This window comes from Marmoricola sp. RAF53 (assembly GCF_052114005.1).
Lineage (GTDB): Bacteria > Actinomycetota > Actinomycetes > Propionibacteriales > Nocardioidaceae > Marmoricola.
Genome location: NZ_JBFRDX010000003.1, coordinates 61,185 through 77,655, shown reverse-complemented (window position 1 = coordinate 77,655; position 16,471 = coordinate 61,185). Strand labels below are relative to the sequence as shown.

16 protein-coding genes are annotated in these 16,471 nt (G+C 72.3%); 10 read left to right on the top strand and 6 right to left on the bottom strand.

What is annotated here, in order from left to right; all coding sequences use genetic code 11:
- Positions 1–52 precede the first annotated feature (52 nt).
- The 3 genes from AB4Y76_RS03410 to AB4Y76_RS03400 are packed head-to-tail and all read left to right on the top strand — an operon-like array spanning position 53 to position 2,678.
- Positions 53–1,240 carry a class I SAM-dependent methyltransferase gene (locus AB4Y76_RS03410; protein WP_441922141.1) on the top strand — a complete coding sequence of 396 codons (1,188 nt, stop codon included), beginning with the start codon at positions 53–55 and terminating at the stop codon, positions 1,238–1,240.
- Entirely contained in the window at positions 1,237–2,178 is a 942-nt protein-coding gene (locus AB4Y76_RS03405; protein WP_441922139.1) for a hypothetical protein, read from the top strand. The genes AB4Y76_RS03410 and AB4Y76_RS03405 overlap by 4 nt, the downstream gene beginning before the upstream one ends.
- Positions 2,175–2,678 carry an O-acetyl-ADP-ribose deacetylase gene (locus AB4Y76_RS03400; RefSeq protein ID WP_441922137.1) on the top strand — a complete coding sequence of 168 codons (504 nt, stop codon included), beginning with the start codon at positions 2,175–2,177 and terminating at the stop codon, positions 2,676–2,678. The genes AB4Y76_RS03405 and AB4Y76_RS03400 overlap by 4 nt, the downstream gene beginning before the upstream one ends.
- Before the next feature lie 43 nt (positions 2,679–2,721).
- On the opposite strand, the gene serC is transcribed toward AB4Y76_RS03400, so the two are convergent.
- Complete coding sequence (serC, locus tag AB4Y76_RS03395) at positions 2,722–3,843, bottom strand: phosphoserine transaminase (RefSeq protein ID WP_441922135.1); 1,122 nt, start codon at positions 3,841–3,843, stop codon at positions 2,722–2,724.
- Between the two features lie 96 nt (positions 3,844–3,939).
- On the opposite strand from serC, the gene AB4Y76_RS03390 reads away from it, so the two are divergent.
- On the top strand, positions 3,940–4,431 hold the full coding sequence (locus AB4Y76_RS03390) for a GNAT family N-acetyltransferase (protein ID WP_441922133.1): 492 nt from the start codon (positions 3,940–3,942) through the stop codon (positions 4,429–4,431).
- Here the strand turns inward: AB4Y76_RS03390 and AB4Y76_RS03385 are convergent, their stop codons facing one another.
- The gene (locus AB4Y76_RS03385; RefSeq protein WP_441922131.1) at positions 4,432–5,223 is read right to left on the bottom strand and encodes an isocitrate lyase/PEP mutase family protein; all 792 of its coding nucleotides are present in this window, start codon (positions 5,221–5,223) and stop codon (positions 4,432–4,434) included.
- A gap of 77 nt (positions 5,224–5,300) precedes the next feature.
- Here AB4Y76_RS03385 and AB4Y76_RS03380 point away from each other — a divergent pair, with 77 nt between their 5' ends.
- Positions 5,301–5,936 (top strand): DedA family protein, encoded by a 636-nt coding sequence (locus AB4Y76_RS03380; RefSeq protein WP_441922129.1) that lies wholly within the window; start codon positions 5,301–5,303, stop codon positions 5,934–5,936.
- Positions 5,937–5,978: 42 nt separating this feature from the next.
- Here AB4Y76_RS03380 and AB4Y76_RS03375 read toward each other — a convergent pair whose 3' ends face one another.
- Positions 5,979–7,082 (bottom strand): citrate synthase 2, encoded by a 1,104-nt coding sequence (locus tag AB4Y76_RS03375; RefSeq protein ID WP_441922127.1) that lies wholly within the window; start codon positions 7,080–7,082, stop codon positions 5,979–5,981.
- A 127-nt stretch (positions 7,083–7,209) separates the two neighbouring features.
- Between AB4Y76_RS03375 and pdxH the strand changes: the two genes are divergently transcribed.
- Together pdxH and AB4Y76_RS03365 are read left to right on the top strand one after the other, a co-directional pair.
- Positions 7,210–7,860: a pyridoxamine 5'-phosphate oxidase gene (gene pdxH, locus AB4Y76_RS03370; protein ID WP_441922125.1), complete on the top strand. Its 651-nt coding sequence runs from the start codon at positions 7,210–7,212 to the stop codon at positions 7,858–7,860.
- A gap of 167 nt (positions 7,861–8,027) precedes the next feature.
- A complete protein-coding gene (locus tag AB4Y76_RS03365) occupies positions 8,028–9,755 on the top strand; it encodes a S8 family serine peptidase (RefSeq protein WP_441922123.1) in 1,728 nt (575 codons plus the stop codon).
- A gap of 69 nt (positions 9,756–9,824) precedes the next feature.
- Here AB4Y76_RS03365 and AB4Y76_RS03360 read toward each other — a convergent pair whose 3' ends face one another.
- Entirely contained in the window at positions 9,825–10,658 is an 834-nt protein-coding gene (locus AB4Y76_RS03360; RefSeq protein WP_441922121.1) for a hypothetical protein, read from the bottom strand.
- A gap of 117 nt (positions 10,659–10,775) precedes the next feature.
- Here AB4Y76_RS03360 and AB4Y76_RS03355 point away from each other — a divergent pair, with 117 nt between their 5' ends.
- The 3 genes from AB4Y76_RS03355 to AB4Y76_RS03345 are packed head-to-tail and all read left to right on the top strand — an operon-like array spanning position 10,776 to position 15,105.
- Positions 10,776–11,378 (top strand): TetR/AcrR family transcriptional regulator, encoded by a 603-nt coding sequence (locus AB4Y76_RS03355; RefSeq protein ID WP_441922119.1) that lies wholly within the window; start codon positions 10,776–10,778, stop codon positions 11,376–11,378.
- A complete protein-coding gene (locus AB4Y76_RS03350; RefSeq protein ID WP_441922116.1) occupies positions 11,378–13,111 on the top strand; it encodes an ABC transporter ATP-binding protein in 1,734 nt (577 codons plus the stop codon). Before AB4Y76_RS03355 ends, AB4Y76_RS03350 begins: the two co-directional genes overlap by 1 nt.
- Positions 13,108–15,105, top strand: a complete 1,998-nt coding sequence (locus AB4Y76_RS03345) for an ABC transporter ATP-binding protein (protein WP_441922115.1) — start codon at positions 13,108–13,110, stop codon at positions 15,103–15,105. The genes AB4Y76_RS03350 and AB4Y76_RS03345 overlap by 4 nt, the downstream gene beginning before the upstream one ends.
- A 7-nt stretch (positions 15,106–15,112) precedes the next feature.
- On the opposite strand, the gene AB4Y76_RS03340 is transcribed toward AB4Y76_RS03345, so the two are convergent.
- Together AB4Y76_RS03340 and AB4Y76_RS03335 are read right to left on the bottom strand one after the other, a co-directional pair.
- Positions 15,113–15,598 carry a hypothetical protein gene (locus AB4Y76_RS03340; RefSeq protein ID WP_441922113.1) on the bottom strand — a complete coding sequence of 162 codons (486 nt, stop codon included), beginning with the start codon at positions 15,596–15,598 and terminating at the stop codon, positions 15,113–15,115.
- On the bottom strand, positions 15,595–16,443 hold the full coding sequence (locus AB4Y76_RS03335; RefSeq protein WP_441922111.1) for a hypothetical protein: 849 nt from the start codon (positions 16,441–16,443) through the stop codon (positions 15,595–15,597). Before AB4Y76_RS03335 ends, AB4Y76_RS03340 begins: the two co-directional genes overlap by 4 nt.
- Positions 16,444–16,471 lie beyond the last annotated feature (28 nt).

The following is a 16,471-nucleotide window of genomic DNA, read 5'->3' as shown; positions in this document are numbered from 1 at the left end:
GGTGGGGCTCATCCTCATCGTCGTGGTCGCGAAGCTGCTCAAGTAGGCGCTGATGGTGGAACCGCTCGAGACCGCCCTCGCCCGGGTGCGCGCCGGCGTGCTCGACGACGAGACGCTGGTGCGTGCGCTGGCCAGCGGCCGCCGCAAGGGCCAGGACCGCCCGGCGTGGAAGCGCGTCGAGCTCCGGTACGTCGACCTCAAGGCCGGCCGCCGCCTCCAGGTCACCCGGTACGACGACACCCAGGCGCACACGACGAACCACGACGACCCGGCCGCGGCGCTGGACGCGCTGCTGGCCGAGCCCTTCGGGAACTGGCACGTCGACACCGCGACCGAGACGATCCAGGTCCGGGTCACCAAGAGCGGTGACGCCGCGGTCGGGGTGCAGGCCCGGTCGGGCCCGGCGCCCGTCCGCGAGCACGACCGGTCGAAGGCCCGGCTGCTCGCCGAGGACGACCCGGTGCTCCGCGAGCTCGGGATCAGCGACGCGCACGGGCGGGTGAAGCCGACCCGGCGTGCCAAGTACCGCCAGATCGAGGAGTTCGTCCGCGAGCTCGCCGCCGCGCTGGACGACGCCGGCGACCGCCTGCGACCGACCGCGGACCGCCCGCTCCAGGTCGTCGACCTCGGCTGCGGCAACGCCTACCTGACCTTCGCCGCGCACGCCTGGCTGACCCGGGTGCGTGGCATCCCGACGCGGGTGGTCGGCGTCGACGTCAAGGAGCAGTCGCGGCGGCACAACACCGAGGTGGCCCGGCGGCTCGGCGTCGCCGACGAGGTCGGCTTCGTGGTCGGCGGCATCGACGACGTCGTCCTCGAGGTGCGTCCCGACGTGGTGCTCGCGCTGCACGCCTGCGACACCGCCACCGACGACGCGCTCGCCCGCGCGGTCGACTGGGACGCCACGCTCGTCCTCGCCGCCCCGTGCTGCCACCACGACGTCTCCCGCCAGCTGCGGGACGCGGAGGCGCCGGCGCCGCACCCGATGCTGCTGCGCGACGGCATCCTCCGGGAGCGGTTCGCCGACACCCTCACCGACGCGCTCCGCGCCGGTCTGCTGCGCACCCGCGGCTACCGGGTCGACGTGGTCGAGTTCGTCGGCAGCGAGCACACCCCGCGCAACACGCTGATCCGCGCCGTCGCCGCGGGCACCGACCGGGACCGGGCCCGCGCCGAGGTGACCGGGCTCTCCGAGGCCTGGCACGTCCGGCCCCGGCTCGCGGAGCTGCTGGACCGGTGAACGCCGTCGCGCTGGTGCTCGCGCTGGCCGCGCAGGTGGTCTTCTCCTTCGCGGACCCGGGCATCGACGAGTCCAGCGGGCTGGTCGACCTCGGCGCCCTGATGGTGACCACCAACGACTCCGGCGACGACGCCCTGCTCTACGTGATCGACCCGGCCACCGGGCGCACGGTCGGGCGGACGGCGTACGCACAGGCGGTGCTCGACGTCGAAGCGCTCGCGCCGGCCGGGGACGGCGAGGTCTGGGCCGGCGACATCGGCGACAACCGGGCCACCCGGCAGTCCGTCACCGTCTACCGGGTTCCCGTCGGCCGCGGTGACCGGCGCGTCGAGGCGCCGTCGTACCGGCTGTCCTACCCGGACGGCCCCCAGGACGCCGAGTCGCTGCTGTACGCCGGCGGCCGGCTCTACGTGATCACCAAGGCCATCTTCGGCGGCACCGTGTACGCCGCCCCGGAGCACCTGGACCCGGCCGGGGTGAACGCGCTCACCCCCGTCGGGAAGGTCGGCCTCTTCGCCACCGACGCCGCGCTCTTCGGCGACGGCCGTCACGTGCTGGTCCGCGGCTACGGCACGGCGGAGATCCGGACCTTCCCCGGGTTCGTCCGGGTCGCCGGGTTCGACCTGCCGGACCAGCAGCAGGGCGAGGGCGTGTCGATCGGGCCGGGCGACCGGATCCGGTTGAGCTCCGAGGGGACGCACAGCGCGGTGCTGCAGATCGGGTTGCCGGACGGGGTGGCCGACGCGATGGCGGCCGGCCCGCCGTCGACCGCGGCGCCCTCCCCGAGCCCGACCGCGACGCCGAGCATCGACCCGACCGAGGGGCGGCTGCCCGCGATGACGACGAGCTCCTCGCCGGGCCCGCTGCTGACGATCGGGGTCGTTCTGCTGCTCCTGCTCGGCGTGGGAGCCTGGGCACGAGGAAGGAGGCGGCGATGAGGCTGACCGTCGTCCGGGGTGACATCACGACCCAGCAGGTCGACGCGGTGGTCAACGCCGCGAACAACCGGATGCGCGGTGGTGGCGGCGTCGACGGGGCGATCCACGCCGCCGGCGGGCCAGCGATCCTCGCCGACTGCGTCGCCCGCTTCCCGGACGGCCTCGCGACGGGTGCGGCGGGCTGGACGACGGCGGGGGACCTGCCGGCGCGCTGGGTGATCCACGTGGTCGGCCCGAACCGGAACGCCGGGCAGACCGACCGCGGGCTGCTGACCTCCTGCTACGCCGGCGCCCTCGCGGTCGCCGACGAGCTCGGCGCCCGCTCGGTTGCCTTCCCGCTCATCTCCGCCGGCGTCTACGGCTGGCCGCTCGACGACGCGGTCGCAGCAGCGGTCGAAACGCTCCGGGCCACCCCGACCGAGGTCGAGGAGGCCCGGATGGTCGCCTTCGGCGACACGGCGTACGCCAAGATCTTTGAATGGGGAGTTCTGGCTCGTTGAGTCGGGCCTACTCGACGAGCCGAAACTCCCGATTCAACGGGTCTCAGAGTGCGTTGACGACGTAGTCGATGCAGGCGGTGAGGGCCTCGATGTCGGAGGGGTCGATCGCCGGGTACATCGCGATCCGGAGCTGGTTGCGGCCGAGCTTGCGGTATGGCTCGGTGTCGACGATGCCGTTGCCGCGCAGGGTCTTGGCGACCAGGTCGGCATCGATCGACTCGTCGAAGTCGATGGTGCCGATCACCAGCGAACGGTTCGCGGCGTCCGGCACGTACGGCGTCGTGTACGACGTCCGCTCGGCCCAGCCGTAGAGGGCGTCGGAGGACGCGGTGGTCCGCTCGACCATGCCCTTGAGGCCGCCCTCTCCGTTCATCCAGTCGAGCTGCTCGGCCATCAGGAAGAGCGTGCCGACCGACGGGGTGTTGTAGGTCTGGTTGAGCCGGCTGTTGTCGATGGCGGTCTTCAGGTCGAAGAACGGCGGGATGTAGCGGTCCGAGGCGGCGATGCGCTCGGCACGCTCGAGCGCGGCCGGCGAGAAGATGCCGAACCAGAGGCCGCCGTCCGAGGCGAAGCACTTCTGCGGCGCGAAGTAGTAGACGTCGGACTCGGTGAGGTCGACCGGCAGGCCGCCGGCGCCCGAGGTCGCGTCGATCAGGACCAGCGAGCCGGCGTCGGCACCCGCGGGCCGGACGACCGGCGCCATCACAGCCGTCGAGGTCTCGTTGTGCGCCCAGGCGTAGACGTCGACCCCGGCCTCGGCGACCGCGTCCGGACGCGAGCCCGGGTCCGAGGAGATGACCGACGGTGCGTCCAGCCAGGGCGCGGCCTTGACCGAGCTCGCGAACTTGCTCGAGAACTCTCCGAACGTCAGGTGCTGCGACTTCTGCTCGATCAGGCCGAAGGCGGCGATGTCCCAGAACGCCGTGGCGCCGCCGTTCCCGAGTACGACCTCGTAGCCGTCCGGCAGGCCGAACAGCGAACCCAGCCCGTCGAGGACGCGGCCGACGGTGTTCTTCACCGGGGCCTGGCGGTGCGAGGTGCCCATCAGCGAGGTCCCGGTCGCGGCGAGCGCGTCGAGGTGCGAGGTCTGGATCTTCGAGGGGCCGGCACCGAAGCGACCGTCGGCGGGCTTGAGGCTGTCGGGGATCTGGATCGCGTCGTTCACAACATGTCCTTGGGTCGGAGGTGAGGTCTGACGACGCTGTCAGCCACACCTATTCTGACAGCACCCACCACCCTAGGCACAACGGATTGGACGGCCATGGACAGCGTCATCGCCGGCTGGCGGATCGAACGCTGCTCGATCACCGATCCGGACGCCGCCCGCCTGGTGGAGGAGGTCCAGCTCGAGTACGTCGCCCGCTACGGCAGCCGCGACGACACCCCGCTGCGGCCCGGCTACTTCGAACCGCCGGCCGGCGCCTTCTTCGTCGGCTACCTGGACGGGATCGCCGTCGCCACCGGCGCCTGGCGGCTGCGCACCGACGTCGAGGCGCTCGGGTCCCGGGCGACCGCCGAGGTCAAACGCATGTACGTCGCTCCGGCCGGCCGGGGCCGGGGGCTGGCCCGCGCGGTGCTGGCGCACCTGGAGGAGACGGCCGCCGTCGCCGGGGCGACGGTGATGATCCTGGAGACCGGGACGGGCCAGCCGGAGGCGCTGGCGCTCTACGCGTCCTCGGGCTACCAGGCGATCCCGGGGTTCGGCTTCTACCGGGACTCGCCGCTCAACCGCTGCCTGGCCCGCCGGCTCTGATCAGCTGCCGAAGCGCCGCTGCAGGTCGCCGTACGGGAGGGCGCCGGCGGCGAACCCGAAGGTGCCGTGCTGGAGCATCTCGCGCCCGGCCGTCTCGACGAGGGTGAGCACCGCGCGGGTCAGGGTGCCGCCGGTGCTGATCCGGGCGACGCCGAGGGCGCGCAGCGTCGCGGCGTCGAGCACCGGCTCGGTCAGGCCGGCGACCACGTTGACCGGCGCCCCGATCTCGGCGACCAGCCGGCGGATCTCCTGGGCGTCGCTGACCCCGGGCACGAAGATGCAGTCCGCCCCGGCTTCCAGGTAGCGGTGGGCGCGGCGTACCGACTCGGCGAACGCGTCGGGGTGCCGGACCATGTACGGGTCGGTCCGGGCGTTGAGCACGAAGGAGCCCCGCGGGGCGGCGGCGCGCGCCGCCTCGACCCGCTCGACCGCGTCGTCGAGCTCGAAGAGCCCGTCGCGGTCGGCGTCCTCCAGGTTGGCCCCGACCACGCCGAGCCCGACGGCAGCGGCGAAGGTGCCGGGGACGTCGCCGTACCCGGACTCCAGGTCGGCGGTCACCGGGCAGTCCACCGCGGCGACGATCCGGGCGACGGCCTCGAGCATCGCCGGCCCGGGCATCCCGGCGTCCGGCAGGCCCTGGCTGAACGCGATCCCGGCGCTGGTGGTGGCGATCGCGGGGAAGCCCACCTGCTCCAGGATCCGGGCCGACCCGGGGTCCCAGGCGTTGGGGAGGACGAAACCGGCGCCCGGCCGGTGCAGGGCGAGGAAGGCAGCGGCGGGGCTGTCGGTCATGGCCGCAATCTACGCCCGGGGGTCGGCGCGGCCACCGCTGTCAGGCCGGTGTCAGGGGCAGCCGTCACACTGGGGCGGTGAGCGGCTTCCTCGACAGGATCCTCGGGCTCGACCCGGTGTGGGTCCTCGTGATCGGTGGCCTGCTCGTCTTCGCCGAGGACGCCTTCTTCCTCGGCTTCGTCATCCCCGGGGAGACGGCGGCGGTGCTGACCGGTGTCGCTGCCGGGCTCGGGCACCTGCCGGTGGCCGTCGCGGTGGTGGTGGTCGTGGTCGCGGCGATCGTCGGTGACTCGGTCGGCTACGAGGTCGGCCGGCGCTGGTTCGCGCCCGCGCTGGTGCGGAGCCGGCGGCTCGCGGCGCACCGGGACCGGGTCGACCGGGGGCAGGACTTCCTGCGCCGGCGCGGCGGCGTCGCGGTCTTCCTCGGCCGGTTCACCGCGTTCTTCCGGGCGATGATGCCGGCGCTCGCCGGCGCCTCGGAGATGCCCTACCGCCGGTTCCTGCTCTGGAACGCGATCGGCGGCCTGGTCTGGGGGACGACGTTCGTGCTGCTCGGCTACCTCGCGGGGGCGTCGTACCAGCACGTGGAGAAGGTCGTCGGGCGCGGCTTCGCCGTGGGGGCCGGACTGGTCGTGGTCGCGCTGGTCGTCGTCTGGCGGCTGCGCAAGGACCGGGCCGGGCACCAGGAGCACGAGAGCCCGAGGACGCCGTAGCGTCCCCGGGCTCCCGGGTGCAGGTGGTGGGTTCAGGCCGGCTCAGTAGGCCCAGGACTCGTCCCACCCGGCGACCTCGGAGGCCTTGCGGGCCGACGGGCCGGTGTAGATCGCGGACGGCCGGATCAGCCGGCCGGTGCGCTTCTGCTCGAGGATGTGCGCCGACCATCCGCCGGTACGCGCGCAGGTGAACATCGAGGTGAACATGTGCGGCGGGACCTGCGCGAAGTCCAGGACGATGGCCGCCCAGAACTCGACGTTGGTCTCGAGCACGCGGTCCGGACGGCGCTCGCGGAGCTCGGCCAGCGCGGCCTTCTCCAGCGCCTCGGCGACCTCGTAGCGGGGCGCGTTCAGCTCGCGCGCGGTCCGGCGCAGCACCCGCGCCCGCGGGTCCTCGGCGCGGTAGACGCGGTGGCCGAAGCCCATCAGCCGCTCGCCGTCGTCGAGGAGACCCTTGACGTACGTCGCCGCGTCGCCGATCCGCTCGACGTCCTCGATCATGCTCAGCACGCGGGCCGGGGCGCCGCCGTGCAGCGGGCCGCTCATCGCGCCGACGGCACCCGACAGGGCGGCGCAGGCGTCGGCACCGGTCGAGGTGATCACCCGGGCGGTGAACGTGGAGGCGTTCATGCCGTGCTCGGCGGCCGAGGACCAGTAGGCGTCGATCGCCTTGACGTGCTGCGGGTCGGGCTCGCCCTGCCAACGGATCATGAACCGCTCGGCGATCGTCGAGGCCTTGTCGACCTCGCGCTGCGGGACCATCGGCTGGCCGATGCCGCGCGCGGCCTGGGCGACGTACGAGAGCACCATGACGGCCACGCGGCCGAGGTCCTCGCGGACCTGGACGTCGTCGATGTCGTAGGTCTGCTGGATGCCCCAGGCGGGGGCGAGCATGGCGATCGCGCTCTGCACGTCGACGCGGATGTCGCCGGAGTGCACCGGCAGCGGGTACTGCTCGGCCGGCGGCAGGCCCGGGTCGTAGGCGCCGTCGACGAGAAGGCCCCAGACCTTCTCGAACGGCACCCGTCCGACGAGCTCCTCGATGTCGACGCCGCGGTAGCGGAGCGCGGAGCCTTCCTTGTCGGGTTCGGCGATCTCGGACTCGAAGGCGATGACACCTTCCAGTCCGTGGTGTACCTCGGTCATCTGGCGACTCCTTCGTCGGATCGTGGGGCCGTCTCGCGGGTTGCGCGCGTCCGTGGCCCCAGGCGCATTCTGCCGTACCCCGCGGCCGGACCAGGGGTCGGCCTAGAACCTGTCCTACCCTGACCGCATGGACGCGCTCCCCGGGGACCTGGCCGCTCTGCGCGCCGAGTACGAGCTGGGTGGTCTGGACGAGGCCGACCTGGCCGCCGACCCGGTCACCATGTTCGGCCGCTGGTTCGAGGAGGTGAGCGCGGCCGGGCTGCACGAGCCGAACGCGATGGTGCTCTCCACCACCACGGCGGACGGCTCGCCGTCGTCGCGGACCGTGCTGCTCAAGGGCTACGGCCCGGACGGATTCGTCTTCTTCACCAACTACGACTCGGCCAAGGGCGCCGACCTGGCCGCGGACCCGCGCTGCGCGCTGCTCTTCGGCTGGTACCCGCTGCAGCGCCAGGTGCGCGTCGAGGGTACGGCGACCCCGGTGCCGCGCGCGGAGACCGAGGAGTACTTCGCCACCCGGCCGCGCGGGTCGCAGCTCGGCGCCTGGGCCTCCGCGCAGTCCGCGGTCGTCGGCTCGCGCGCCGAGCTCGACGCCGCGTTCGCCGCGACCGAGGAGCGGTTCGGCGACGGCGGGATCCCGGCGCCGCCGCACTGGGGCGGCTACCGGGTCCGGCCCGAGCGGGTCGAGTTCTGGCAGGGGCGCCGGAGCCGGATGCACGACCGACTGGTCTACGCGCGCGCCGGTGACGGATGGACGGTCCAGCGGCTGGCTCCGTGAGCTGACGGGCCGTCGGAAACTGTCCCCTTTACCCTGTTCGTGCATCCCTCAAACGGCGTACTTTTCGCTCGTCCGGAGGTCTGGCGCGACGCCCCGGAACCGCCCTAGGTTCGAACGCGGACGGGCGGCACCGGGCCGCCCGTCCTCGATCGGAGGGGAACATCTCGATGCGTAGAAGTCACCTCGCGGCGGCCACATCCTCGGCCGTCCTGCTGCTCACGGCAGCGTTCGCCGGCACCACAGTGTCTGTGGCCGATGCCAGCTCCACGACGTCCGGGAACGGACGGGACACCAGCTACGTCGTGGTCGCGTCCACCGGGACGTCGGCCGACACGCTCGCCCGGCGCCTGACGGCGGCCGGCGAGACCGTCACCTCGGTCAACAGCGACATCGGCACGATCACGGTCAGCTCGAAGGACGCGGGCTTCCGCGGCCGGGCGAGCGGGCTCGACGGCGTCGTCGGCGTGGCGACCGACCGGGTCATCGGCTACCAGCCGGACCAGAAGCCGAACGCGGTCGAGAACGAGGCGCTCGCCGCCGCGCGTGCGGGGACGCTCAGCAAGGCGGCCCCGAAGAAGCCGAAGCCCGTCGCCGGGGACCCGCTCGACAGCCAGCTCTGGGGCATGCAGATGATCGGGGCCGACCGGGCGCACGCGATCGACCAGGGCTCGAAGAAGGTCAAGGTCGGGATCATCGACACCGGCGTGGACGCGCACAACCCGGACCTGCGGCCGAACTTCGACTTCGGGCTCTCCCGCAACTTCGTCACCGACATCCCCGAGATCGACGGTCCCTGCGAGGTGGCCAGCTGTGTCGACCCGGTGGGTGAGGACGACGACGGCCACGGCACCCACGTCGCGGGCACCATCGCGGCCGGGCTCAACGGCTTCGGCGTGAGCGGCATCATCCCGAAGGCCGATCTCGTCGAGGTCCGGGCCGGGCAGGACAGTGGCTACTTCTTCCTGCAGCCGACCATCGACGCGCTCACGTACTCCGGCAACGCCGGGATCGACGTGGTCAACATGAGCTTCTACGTCGACCCGTGGCTCTACAACTGCCAGGCCAACCCGGCCGACAGCCCGGAGGCCCAGGCCGAGCAGCAGACGATCATCGTGGCGATGAACCGGGCCCTGGAGTTCGCCCACCGCAAGGGCGTGACCTTGGTGAGCGCGACCGGCAACAACCACGAGGACCTGGCGCACCCGCGCACCGACATCTCCAGCCCGGACTACCCGGGCGGTACCGAGTACCCCCGGCCGATCGACAACGGGACCTGCGTGGACCTGCCGGTCGAGGGTCCGAACGTGATCGGCGTGAACGCGATCGGCCCGACGGGCGCCAAGGCGGACTACTCGAACTACACCACCGCGCCGAGCTCGGGCGAGGTCGAGGTCTCCGCGCCGGGCGGCTACTTCCGTGACGGCTTCGGTACGCCGTCCTACCGGACCAACGGCAACCTGATCCTGTCGACCTACCCGAAGCACGTCGGGCAGGAGGCCGGGGCCATCGACGCCGACGGGAACGTCACCCCGGCCGGTGTGGCTGCCGGCGTGCAGAAGTCCTGCCCGGCCAAGCCGGTCTCAGGAGCGGACGCCTGCGGCTACTACCAGTTCCTGCAGGGCACCTCGATGGCCAGCCCGCACGCCGCCGGCGTCGCGGCCCTGATCGTCGCGGCGCACGGCAAGACCAGTCACGGCGAGTTCGGGCTCTCCCCGGACGTCGTCCGGTCCCGCCTGCTCGACGGCGCCACCGACCACGCCTGCCCGGTGCCGGCGACGGTCAGCTACGCCAACGAGGGCCGTCCGGCGGAGTTCGACGCGACCTGCGTCGGGTCCACCTCGCTGAACGGCTTCTACGGCCACGGCATCGTGAACGCCCTGGCGGCGGTGCAGTAGCAGCAGCCTGAACGGACCGGAGGTCCGGCCGTCGCTCGACGAGAGCGGCGGCCGGGCCCTTCGCCGACCTCAGCAGCGGCTGTTGCGGCCGGTGCTACTCGCGACGGCCCAGCGGTGCGCGGAGCTGCTCCACGAGACGCTCAGCGAGTACGGGCCGACGCCGATCCCGTTGACCTTGGTGGTGCTCCACGTGTGGGCGTACTTGGCGAACGCCTGGTGGCACCGCTTGGGGTACTTGTACTTGAACCCCACGGTGATCGTGCCCGAGTACCAGTCGGCGCCCAGCGAGGTCGCCGTGTCGACGTAGGTGTACGACGCTCCGTGGGCGTTGTTGTCGGCGAGGACCGCCTTGCCGCGGCCGGTCTTGCAGACGCCGTACGCGCAGAGCGACAGGCTCTGGCTGATCCGGACCACCGACTGGTCGACCGTGAGGCCGATGCCGTCGCGGCCGCCGATGGCTCCGGTGCACGACCACCCGCTCCACAGCAGCCGGTCGCCCTTGTCCCAGTGGAACGAGGCGGCGACGTAGTACGGGGCGCCGGTGGACCGGGTGTTGCGGTAGAACCGCGGCGCGGCCATCTTCATGTACGTCGGGCTGCCGCCGACGCGGAGCACCTCCCCGCAGCCGGCCGCCCGCTCGGGCACCGCGACCCGCGCTGCCGGCGACGGCACCGGCGCCGCCGCGCCGCGTCCGCTGGTGCCGGTCTCGGCCACCAGGCCGAACCGGTGCCGCAGGGTCGCGTCCGAGGCACCGGAGGCGATCGCGGAGGCGATCGCGTCGGTCCCGGCCCGGGCCGCGGCACCGGGGGCGGGCGCCGCGGAGGCGCCGACGGAGGGGGATGCCGCGAGGGCGGCGGTGAGGGCTGCCGCGCACAGCGCGGCCCAGCAGAGGTGCTTCTTCATGTGCAGTTCTCCCGAGAGTGCCGGCCTGCCGCGGACGCGGCGGGTCCACCGGACACTCTAGTGACGGTCGGCGTAAAGCATTTGTGAGTGAGTACTCACTCACTTAGAGTGGAGCGCATGTCCCGAGCCCCCGCGATGCCCGCGAAGGAGCGCCGCGCCGCGCTCATCGAGGCCACGCTGCCGCTGCTGCACGAGCACGGGCGCAACGTCACCACCCGGCAGATCGCCGACGCCGCCGGCGTCGCCGAAGGCACGATCTTCCGGGTCTTCACCAGCAAGGACGAGCTCGTCGACGAGGCCGTGATCCACGCCTTCCGTTCGGGCACGTTCGTCGAGGTGCTCGACGGTGTCGACCGCAGCCTCCCGCTGCGCGAGCGCCTCGTCGAGGTCACCCGGCTGATGCAGGAGCGGTTCGTCTCCTCCTTCGGCCTGATCCGCGCGCTCGGGATGATGGGACCGCCCGACGCGGTCAAGGCCGACCACGACCGCCGCCGGGACTGGCGCGCCCACGTCGCGCACGCCCTCACCGAGATCGTCGCGCCCGACGCCGACCTGCTCCGGGTCCCGCCGGCCGAGCTCGTCCGGGTGCTCCGGCTGCTCACCTTCGCCGGCAGCCACGCCGAGATCACCGACGGCGAGCTGATGTCGCCCGAGCGGATCGTCGACACCGTCCTCAACGGCCTCCTGGCCACCCACTCCACGACCGAGGAAGACTCCTGATGCTCACCCGCCTGGTCCGTGACTACCTGGCGCCGTACAAGCGGCCGATCGCGATCGTGGTCGGGCTGCAGTTCGTCGGCACCGTCGCGATGCTCTACCTGCCCAAGCTGAACGCCGACATCATCGACAACGGCGTCATCAACGGCGACACCGGCTACATCCTCCGCCACGGCGGCCTGATGCTCGCGGTGTCGCTGGTGCAGATCACCTGCTCGATCATCGCGGTCTGGTTCTCCGCCCGGACGGCGATGTCCTTCGGCCGCGACCTGCGGGGCGCGATCTTCCACCGGGTCGGCCGCTTCTCGGCGCGCGAGGTGCAGCAGTTCGGCGCCCCGTCGCTGATCACCCGCGAGACCAACGACGTCCAGCAGGTGCAGATGCTCGTCCTGATGGGCGGCACCCTGATGGTGTCGGCGCCGATCATGATGGTCGGCGGCATCGTGATGGCCGTGCACGTCAACCTCGGCCTCTCCTGGCTGGTGGTGCTCGTCGTGCCCGTCCTGGGGCTCTCGATCGGCTTCATCGTGTCCCGGATGGTGCCGAGCTTCCGGCTGATGCAGGAGCGCATCGACGAGGTGAACCGGCTGCTGCGCGAGCAGATCACCGGCGTCCGCGTGGTCCGCGCGTTCGTCCGCGAGAAGCACGAGACGGAGCGTTTCGCCACCGCCAACGAGGACCTGACCCAGGTCTCGATCACGGCCGGTCGCTGGCTCGCCGGGATGTTCCCGACGGTGATGCTGGTCGCGAACGTCGCCTCGGTGGCGGTGCTCTGGTTCGGCGGCCACCGGGTCGAGAACGACCAGATGCACGTCGGCGACCTGACCGCCTACCTCTCCTACCTGATGCAGATCGTGATGTCGGTGATGATGGCGACCTTCATGATGATGATGGTCCCGCGCTCGGCGGTCTGCGCCGACCGGATCGTCGAGGTCCTCGACACCGAGTCCTCGGTGCTGCCTCCGGTCCGACCCGTCACCGGGACCACCGAGCGCGGCACGCTCGTCTTCGACGCCGTCGAGTTCCGCTACCCCGGGGCCGACCACCCCGTCGTCAAGGACGCCAGCTTCACCGCGGTCCCGGGCCAGACCGTCGCGATCATCGGCTCCACCGGCGCCGGCAAGTCGACCATGGTCAACCTGGTCCCGCGGCTCTTCGACGTCACCGACGGCCGGGTCCTGGTCGGCGGCGTCGACGTGCGCGACCTCGACCCGGAGGCGCTCTGGGCACGTCTCGGCCTCGTGCCCCAGCGGGCGTTCCTGTTCAGCGGCACCGTCGCCGACAACCTCCGCTACGGCAAGCCGGACGCCACCGAGGAGGAGATGTGGGCGGCCCTGGAGATCGCCCAGGGCCGTGACTTCGTCGAGGCCATGCCTGAGGGCCTCGACGCCCCGATCGCCCAGGGCGGCACCAACGTCAGTGGTGGCCAGCGGCAACGCCTGGCGATCGCCCGGGCGGTGATCCGCAGACCCGAGGTCTACCTCTTCGACGACGCGTTCTCGGCGCTCGACCTGGCCACCGACGCCCGGCTGCGGGCCGCGCTCAAGCCGGTCACCCGGGACGCCACCGTGCTGATCGTCGCCCAGCGCGTCTCCACGATCCGGGACGCCGACCTGATCCTCGTGGTCGAGGACGGCGAGATCGTCGGCCGCGGCACGCACGCCGAGCTGCTCGCCGGCTGCGCGACCTACCAGGAGATCGTCGCGTCCCAGCTGAGCGCGGAGGAGGCGGCATGAGCACGAACGAGACGAAGCCGGCGCCGGCGGCCGCGCCCGGGCAGCTCAAGGAGACCGAGCGCGTCGTCGCCGGACCGGGCCCCGGCCGCGGGCCGATGGGCGGCGGCATGATCGGCCAGAAGGCCTCCACCTTCGGCCCGTCCGCCAAGCGCCTGGTCGGCCGGATGCGCCCGCAACGGCTGAAGGTCGGTGCGGTGCTGGCGCTGACCGTGGTCAGCGTGGGGCTCAGCGCGATCGGCCCGCGGATCCTCGGCAAGGCCACCGATCTGATCTTCGCCGGCCTGATCGGCGGCAAGCTGCCGGACACGCTCACCCAGGAGCAGGCGGTCGCCGGTCTCCGCGCCGCGGGCAAGGACAGGCAGGCGGACATGATCGCCTCGATGAAGGACCTGGTCCCGGGCCAGGGCGTCGACTTCGACGCGGTCGGCCGCGTGCTGCTGGTCGTGCTGGCGATCTACGTGCTCGGCTCGGCGCTGGCCTGGCTGGCCGGCTACCTGCTCAACGACGTCGTCCAGGGCACCGTGCTGCGGATGCGCGCGGAGGTCGAGGACAAGGTCAACCGGCTCCCGCTGGACTACTTCGACAAGCAGCCGCGCGGCGAGCTGCTGAGCCGGGTCACCAACGACATCGACAACGTCAGCCAGTCGCTGCAGCAGACGATGAGCCAGCTGCTCACCTCGGTGCTGACCGTCCTCGCGGTGCTCTCGATGATGATCTGGATCTCGCCGCTGCTCGCGCTGATCGCGCTGGTCACCGTGCCGATCTCGATGGTCGTGACCGCCAAGGTGATGAAGCGGTCCCAGGGGATGTTCGTGCAGCAGTGGCGGCGTACCGGGCGTCTCAACGCGCACATCGAGGAGACCTTCTCCGGGCACGCGCTGGTCAAGGTGTTCGGTCGCCAGGCGGAGGCCGAGCGGGTCTTCGCCGAGGAGAACGAGGAGCTCTACCGGTCGTCGTTCTCGGCCCAGTTCGTGAGCGGCCTGATCATGCCGATCATGATGTTCATCGGGAACCTCAACTACGTCGTGGTCGCGGTCATCGGCGGCTTGCGCGTGTCCAGCGGGGCGCTCTCGCTGGGCGAGGTGCAGGCCTTCATCCAGTACACCCGGCAGTTCACCCAGCCGCTGTCGCAGGTCGCCTCGATGGCGAACGTGCTGCAGTCCGGGGTGGCCTCGGCCGAGCGTGTCTTCGAGCTCCTCGACGCCCCCGAGCAGCAGCCCGACGGGACGGCCGCGCCCGCGCCCGCCGAGGCCCGTCGCGGGGAGGTCCGCTTCGAGCACGTGGAGTTCTCCTACAGCCCGGAGACCCCGCTGATCGGTGACCTGTCGCTGGTCGCCGAGCCGGGGCACACGGTCGCCATCGTCGGACCGACCGGCGCGGGGAAGACCACGCTGGTCAACCTGGTGATGCGGTTCTACGAGCTCCAGGGTGGCCGGATCACCCTCGACGGCGTGGACATCGCCCAGATGCCGCGCGCGGCCCTGCGCAGCCAGACCGGCATGGTGCTCCAGGACACCTGGCTGTTCGAGGGCACCATCCGGGACAACATCGCCTACGGGAGCCCCGGTGCGACCGAGGAGCAGATCCAGGCCGCCGCGCGGGCGACGTTCGTGGACCGGTTCGTGCACTCGCTGCCGGACGGCTACGACACGGTCATCGACGAGGAGGGTTCGAACCTGTCCGCGGGGGAGCGCCAGCTCGTGACGATCGCGCGGGCGTTCCTCTCGGACCCGGCGCTGCTGATCCTCGACGAGGCGACGAGCTCGGTCGACACCCGCACCGAGCTGCTGCTGCAGAAGGCGATGGCGGCGCTGCGCACCGACCGGACGTCGTTCGTGATCGCGCACCGGCTCTCCACCATCCGGGACGCCGACCTGATCCTGGTGATGGAGCATGGTGCGATCGTCGAGCAGGGCACGCACGACGAGCTGCTCGCGTCGGGCGGCGCCTACGCCCGGCTGTACAACGCGCAGTTCAGCGCCGCGGTCGCCTGACCCCGGCTCACAGCGGGGTCCAGCCGACGAACGGGCCGATCACGATCGGCACCAGGGTGAGACCGGCGACCGCGGGCGCGACCGTGCTCCCGGGAGCGGCGACGCCGCGACGGGAGACCCACCACGCGAGCCCGAGGGCGAGCAGCTGCGCGGACCAGCCGGCGAGGACCCAGCGGGTGTGCCGGTCGCCGTCCGGGGCCACGGTCGTGACCGCCGCGACCCAGAGTGCGGCCGGGACGAGGGCGACAGCGACGCGGGTGAGCGGGGCCCAGCGAGCGCCACGCGGCGTGACCCGGGTGGCGGGGGCCGCGGGGTCGTCGAGGAGGAACCCGGGGGCCGCCGCGGACGCCGCCAGGGTCCCGGGCAGGAAGACAGCGGCCAGTGCCGGCCAGACGGCTGCCGCGGCGAAGGCCGCCGACGCGACCAGCAGGCACGCCAGGAACGGGATCCACGGGATCGCGCGCCTGGCGTACCAGAGGTGCATCGTCCTCACCCGACCATCCACGGCACCGGGTCGGAGACACGGTTGTCGCTGTGGCCGGTCGTCATCGCCAGGGTGAGCGCGAGGAGCCCGGCCACCACGACGGCGACGAAGGTGCGCTTGAGCTGGGTCGTGCGCGCGGCCCGGTCGTGCCAGATCGCGGCGAGCGCCGCGGCCGCGCACAGGCACAGCGTGTAGACGAGATACCACACGGCGTTGCCGCCGTAGAGCGAAGCGGTGCCGTCGGTGTCCGTGCCGGACTGCCAGGTGGCCCACGGTGTCCAGAGCCGGAGCACCGGGCTGCCGAGGTCCTCCTCGGTGAACGCCTGGCCGAGCATGTCGACCACGACGAGGGCGACCACGACCACGGCGGCCGCGCCCGGGAACCGGAGCCAGCGGCCGGTGAGCACGCCGAGCGCCGCGCCGCCGAAGCACGCCACCGGAGCGTTCGCGAGCAGGATCGCCCACACCTGCAGGTCGCTGGTGGTGCCGAACCACCACTCCTGCGGCGCGGGATCCTTGATCGTGGTGAGCACGATCATGAAGACGACGTACGCGAGGCCGACTGCGGCCGGGAGCAGGCAGGCGGCCAGCAGCGCCTGGGTACGACGGGCCTCGCTGCCCGGGGCCGCGGTGAGCGCCTCGGCGGCGGCCTCGGTCGACCGGGTCTGGCGCGCCATCAGCACGAGCGAGGTGAGCCCGACGAAGAAGGCCGGGATCACCGTCCAGGACAGCAGGTCGCCGGGGGTGTCGTGCGTGGAGGTGAGGCCCATGTACAGGCTCAGCCCGAAGGTGACGAGCGCGGCGAGGACGAAGAAGGGGTTGCGGGCCAGCCGGCCAGTCTCGATGCGGGCCATCGCGCCCAGACTCGGACCCGTGCCCACG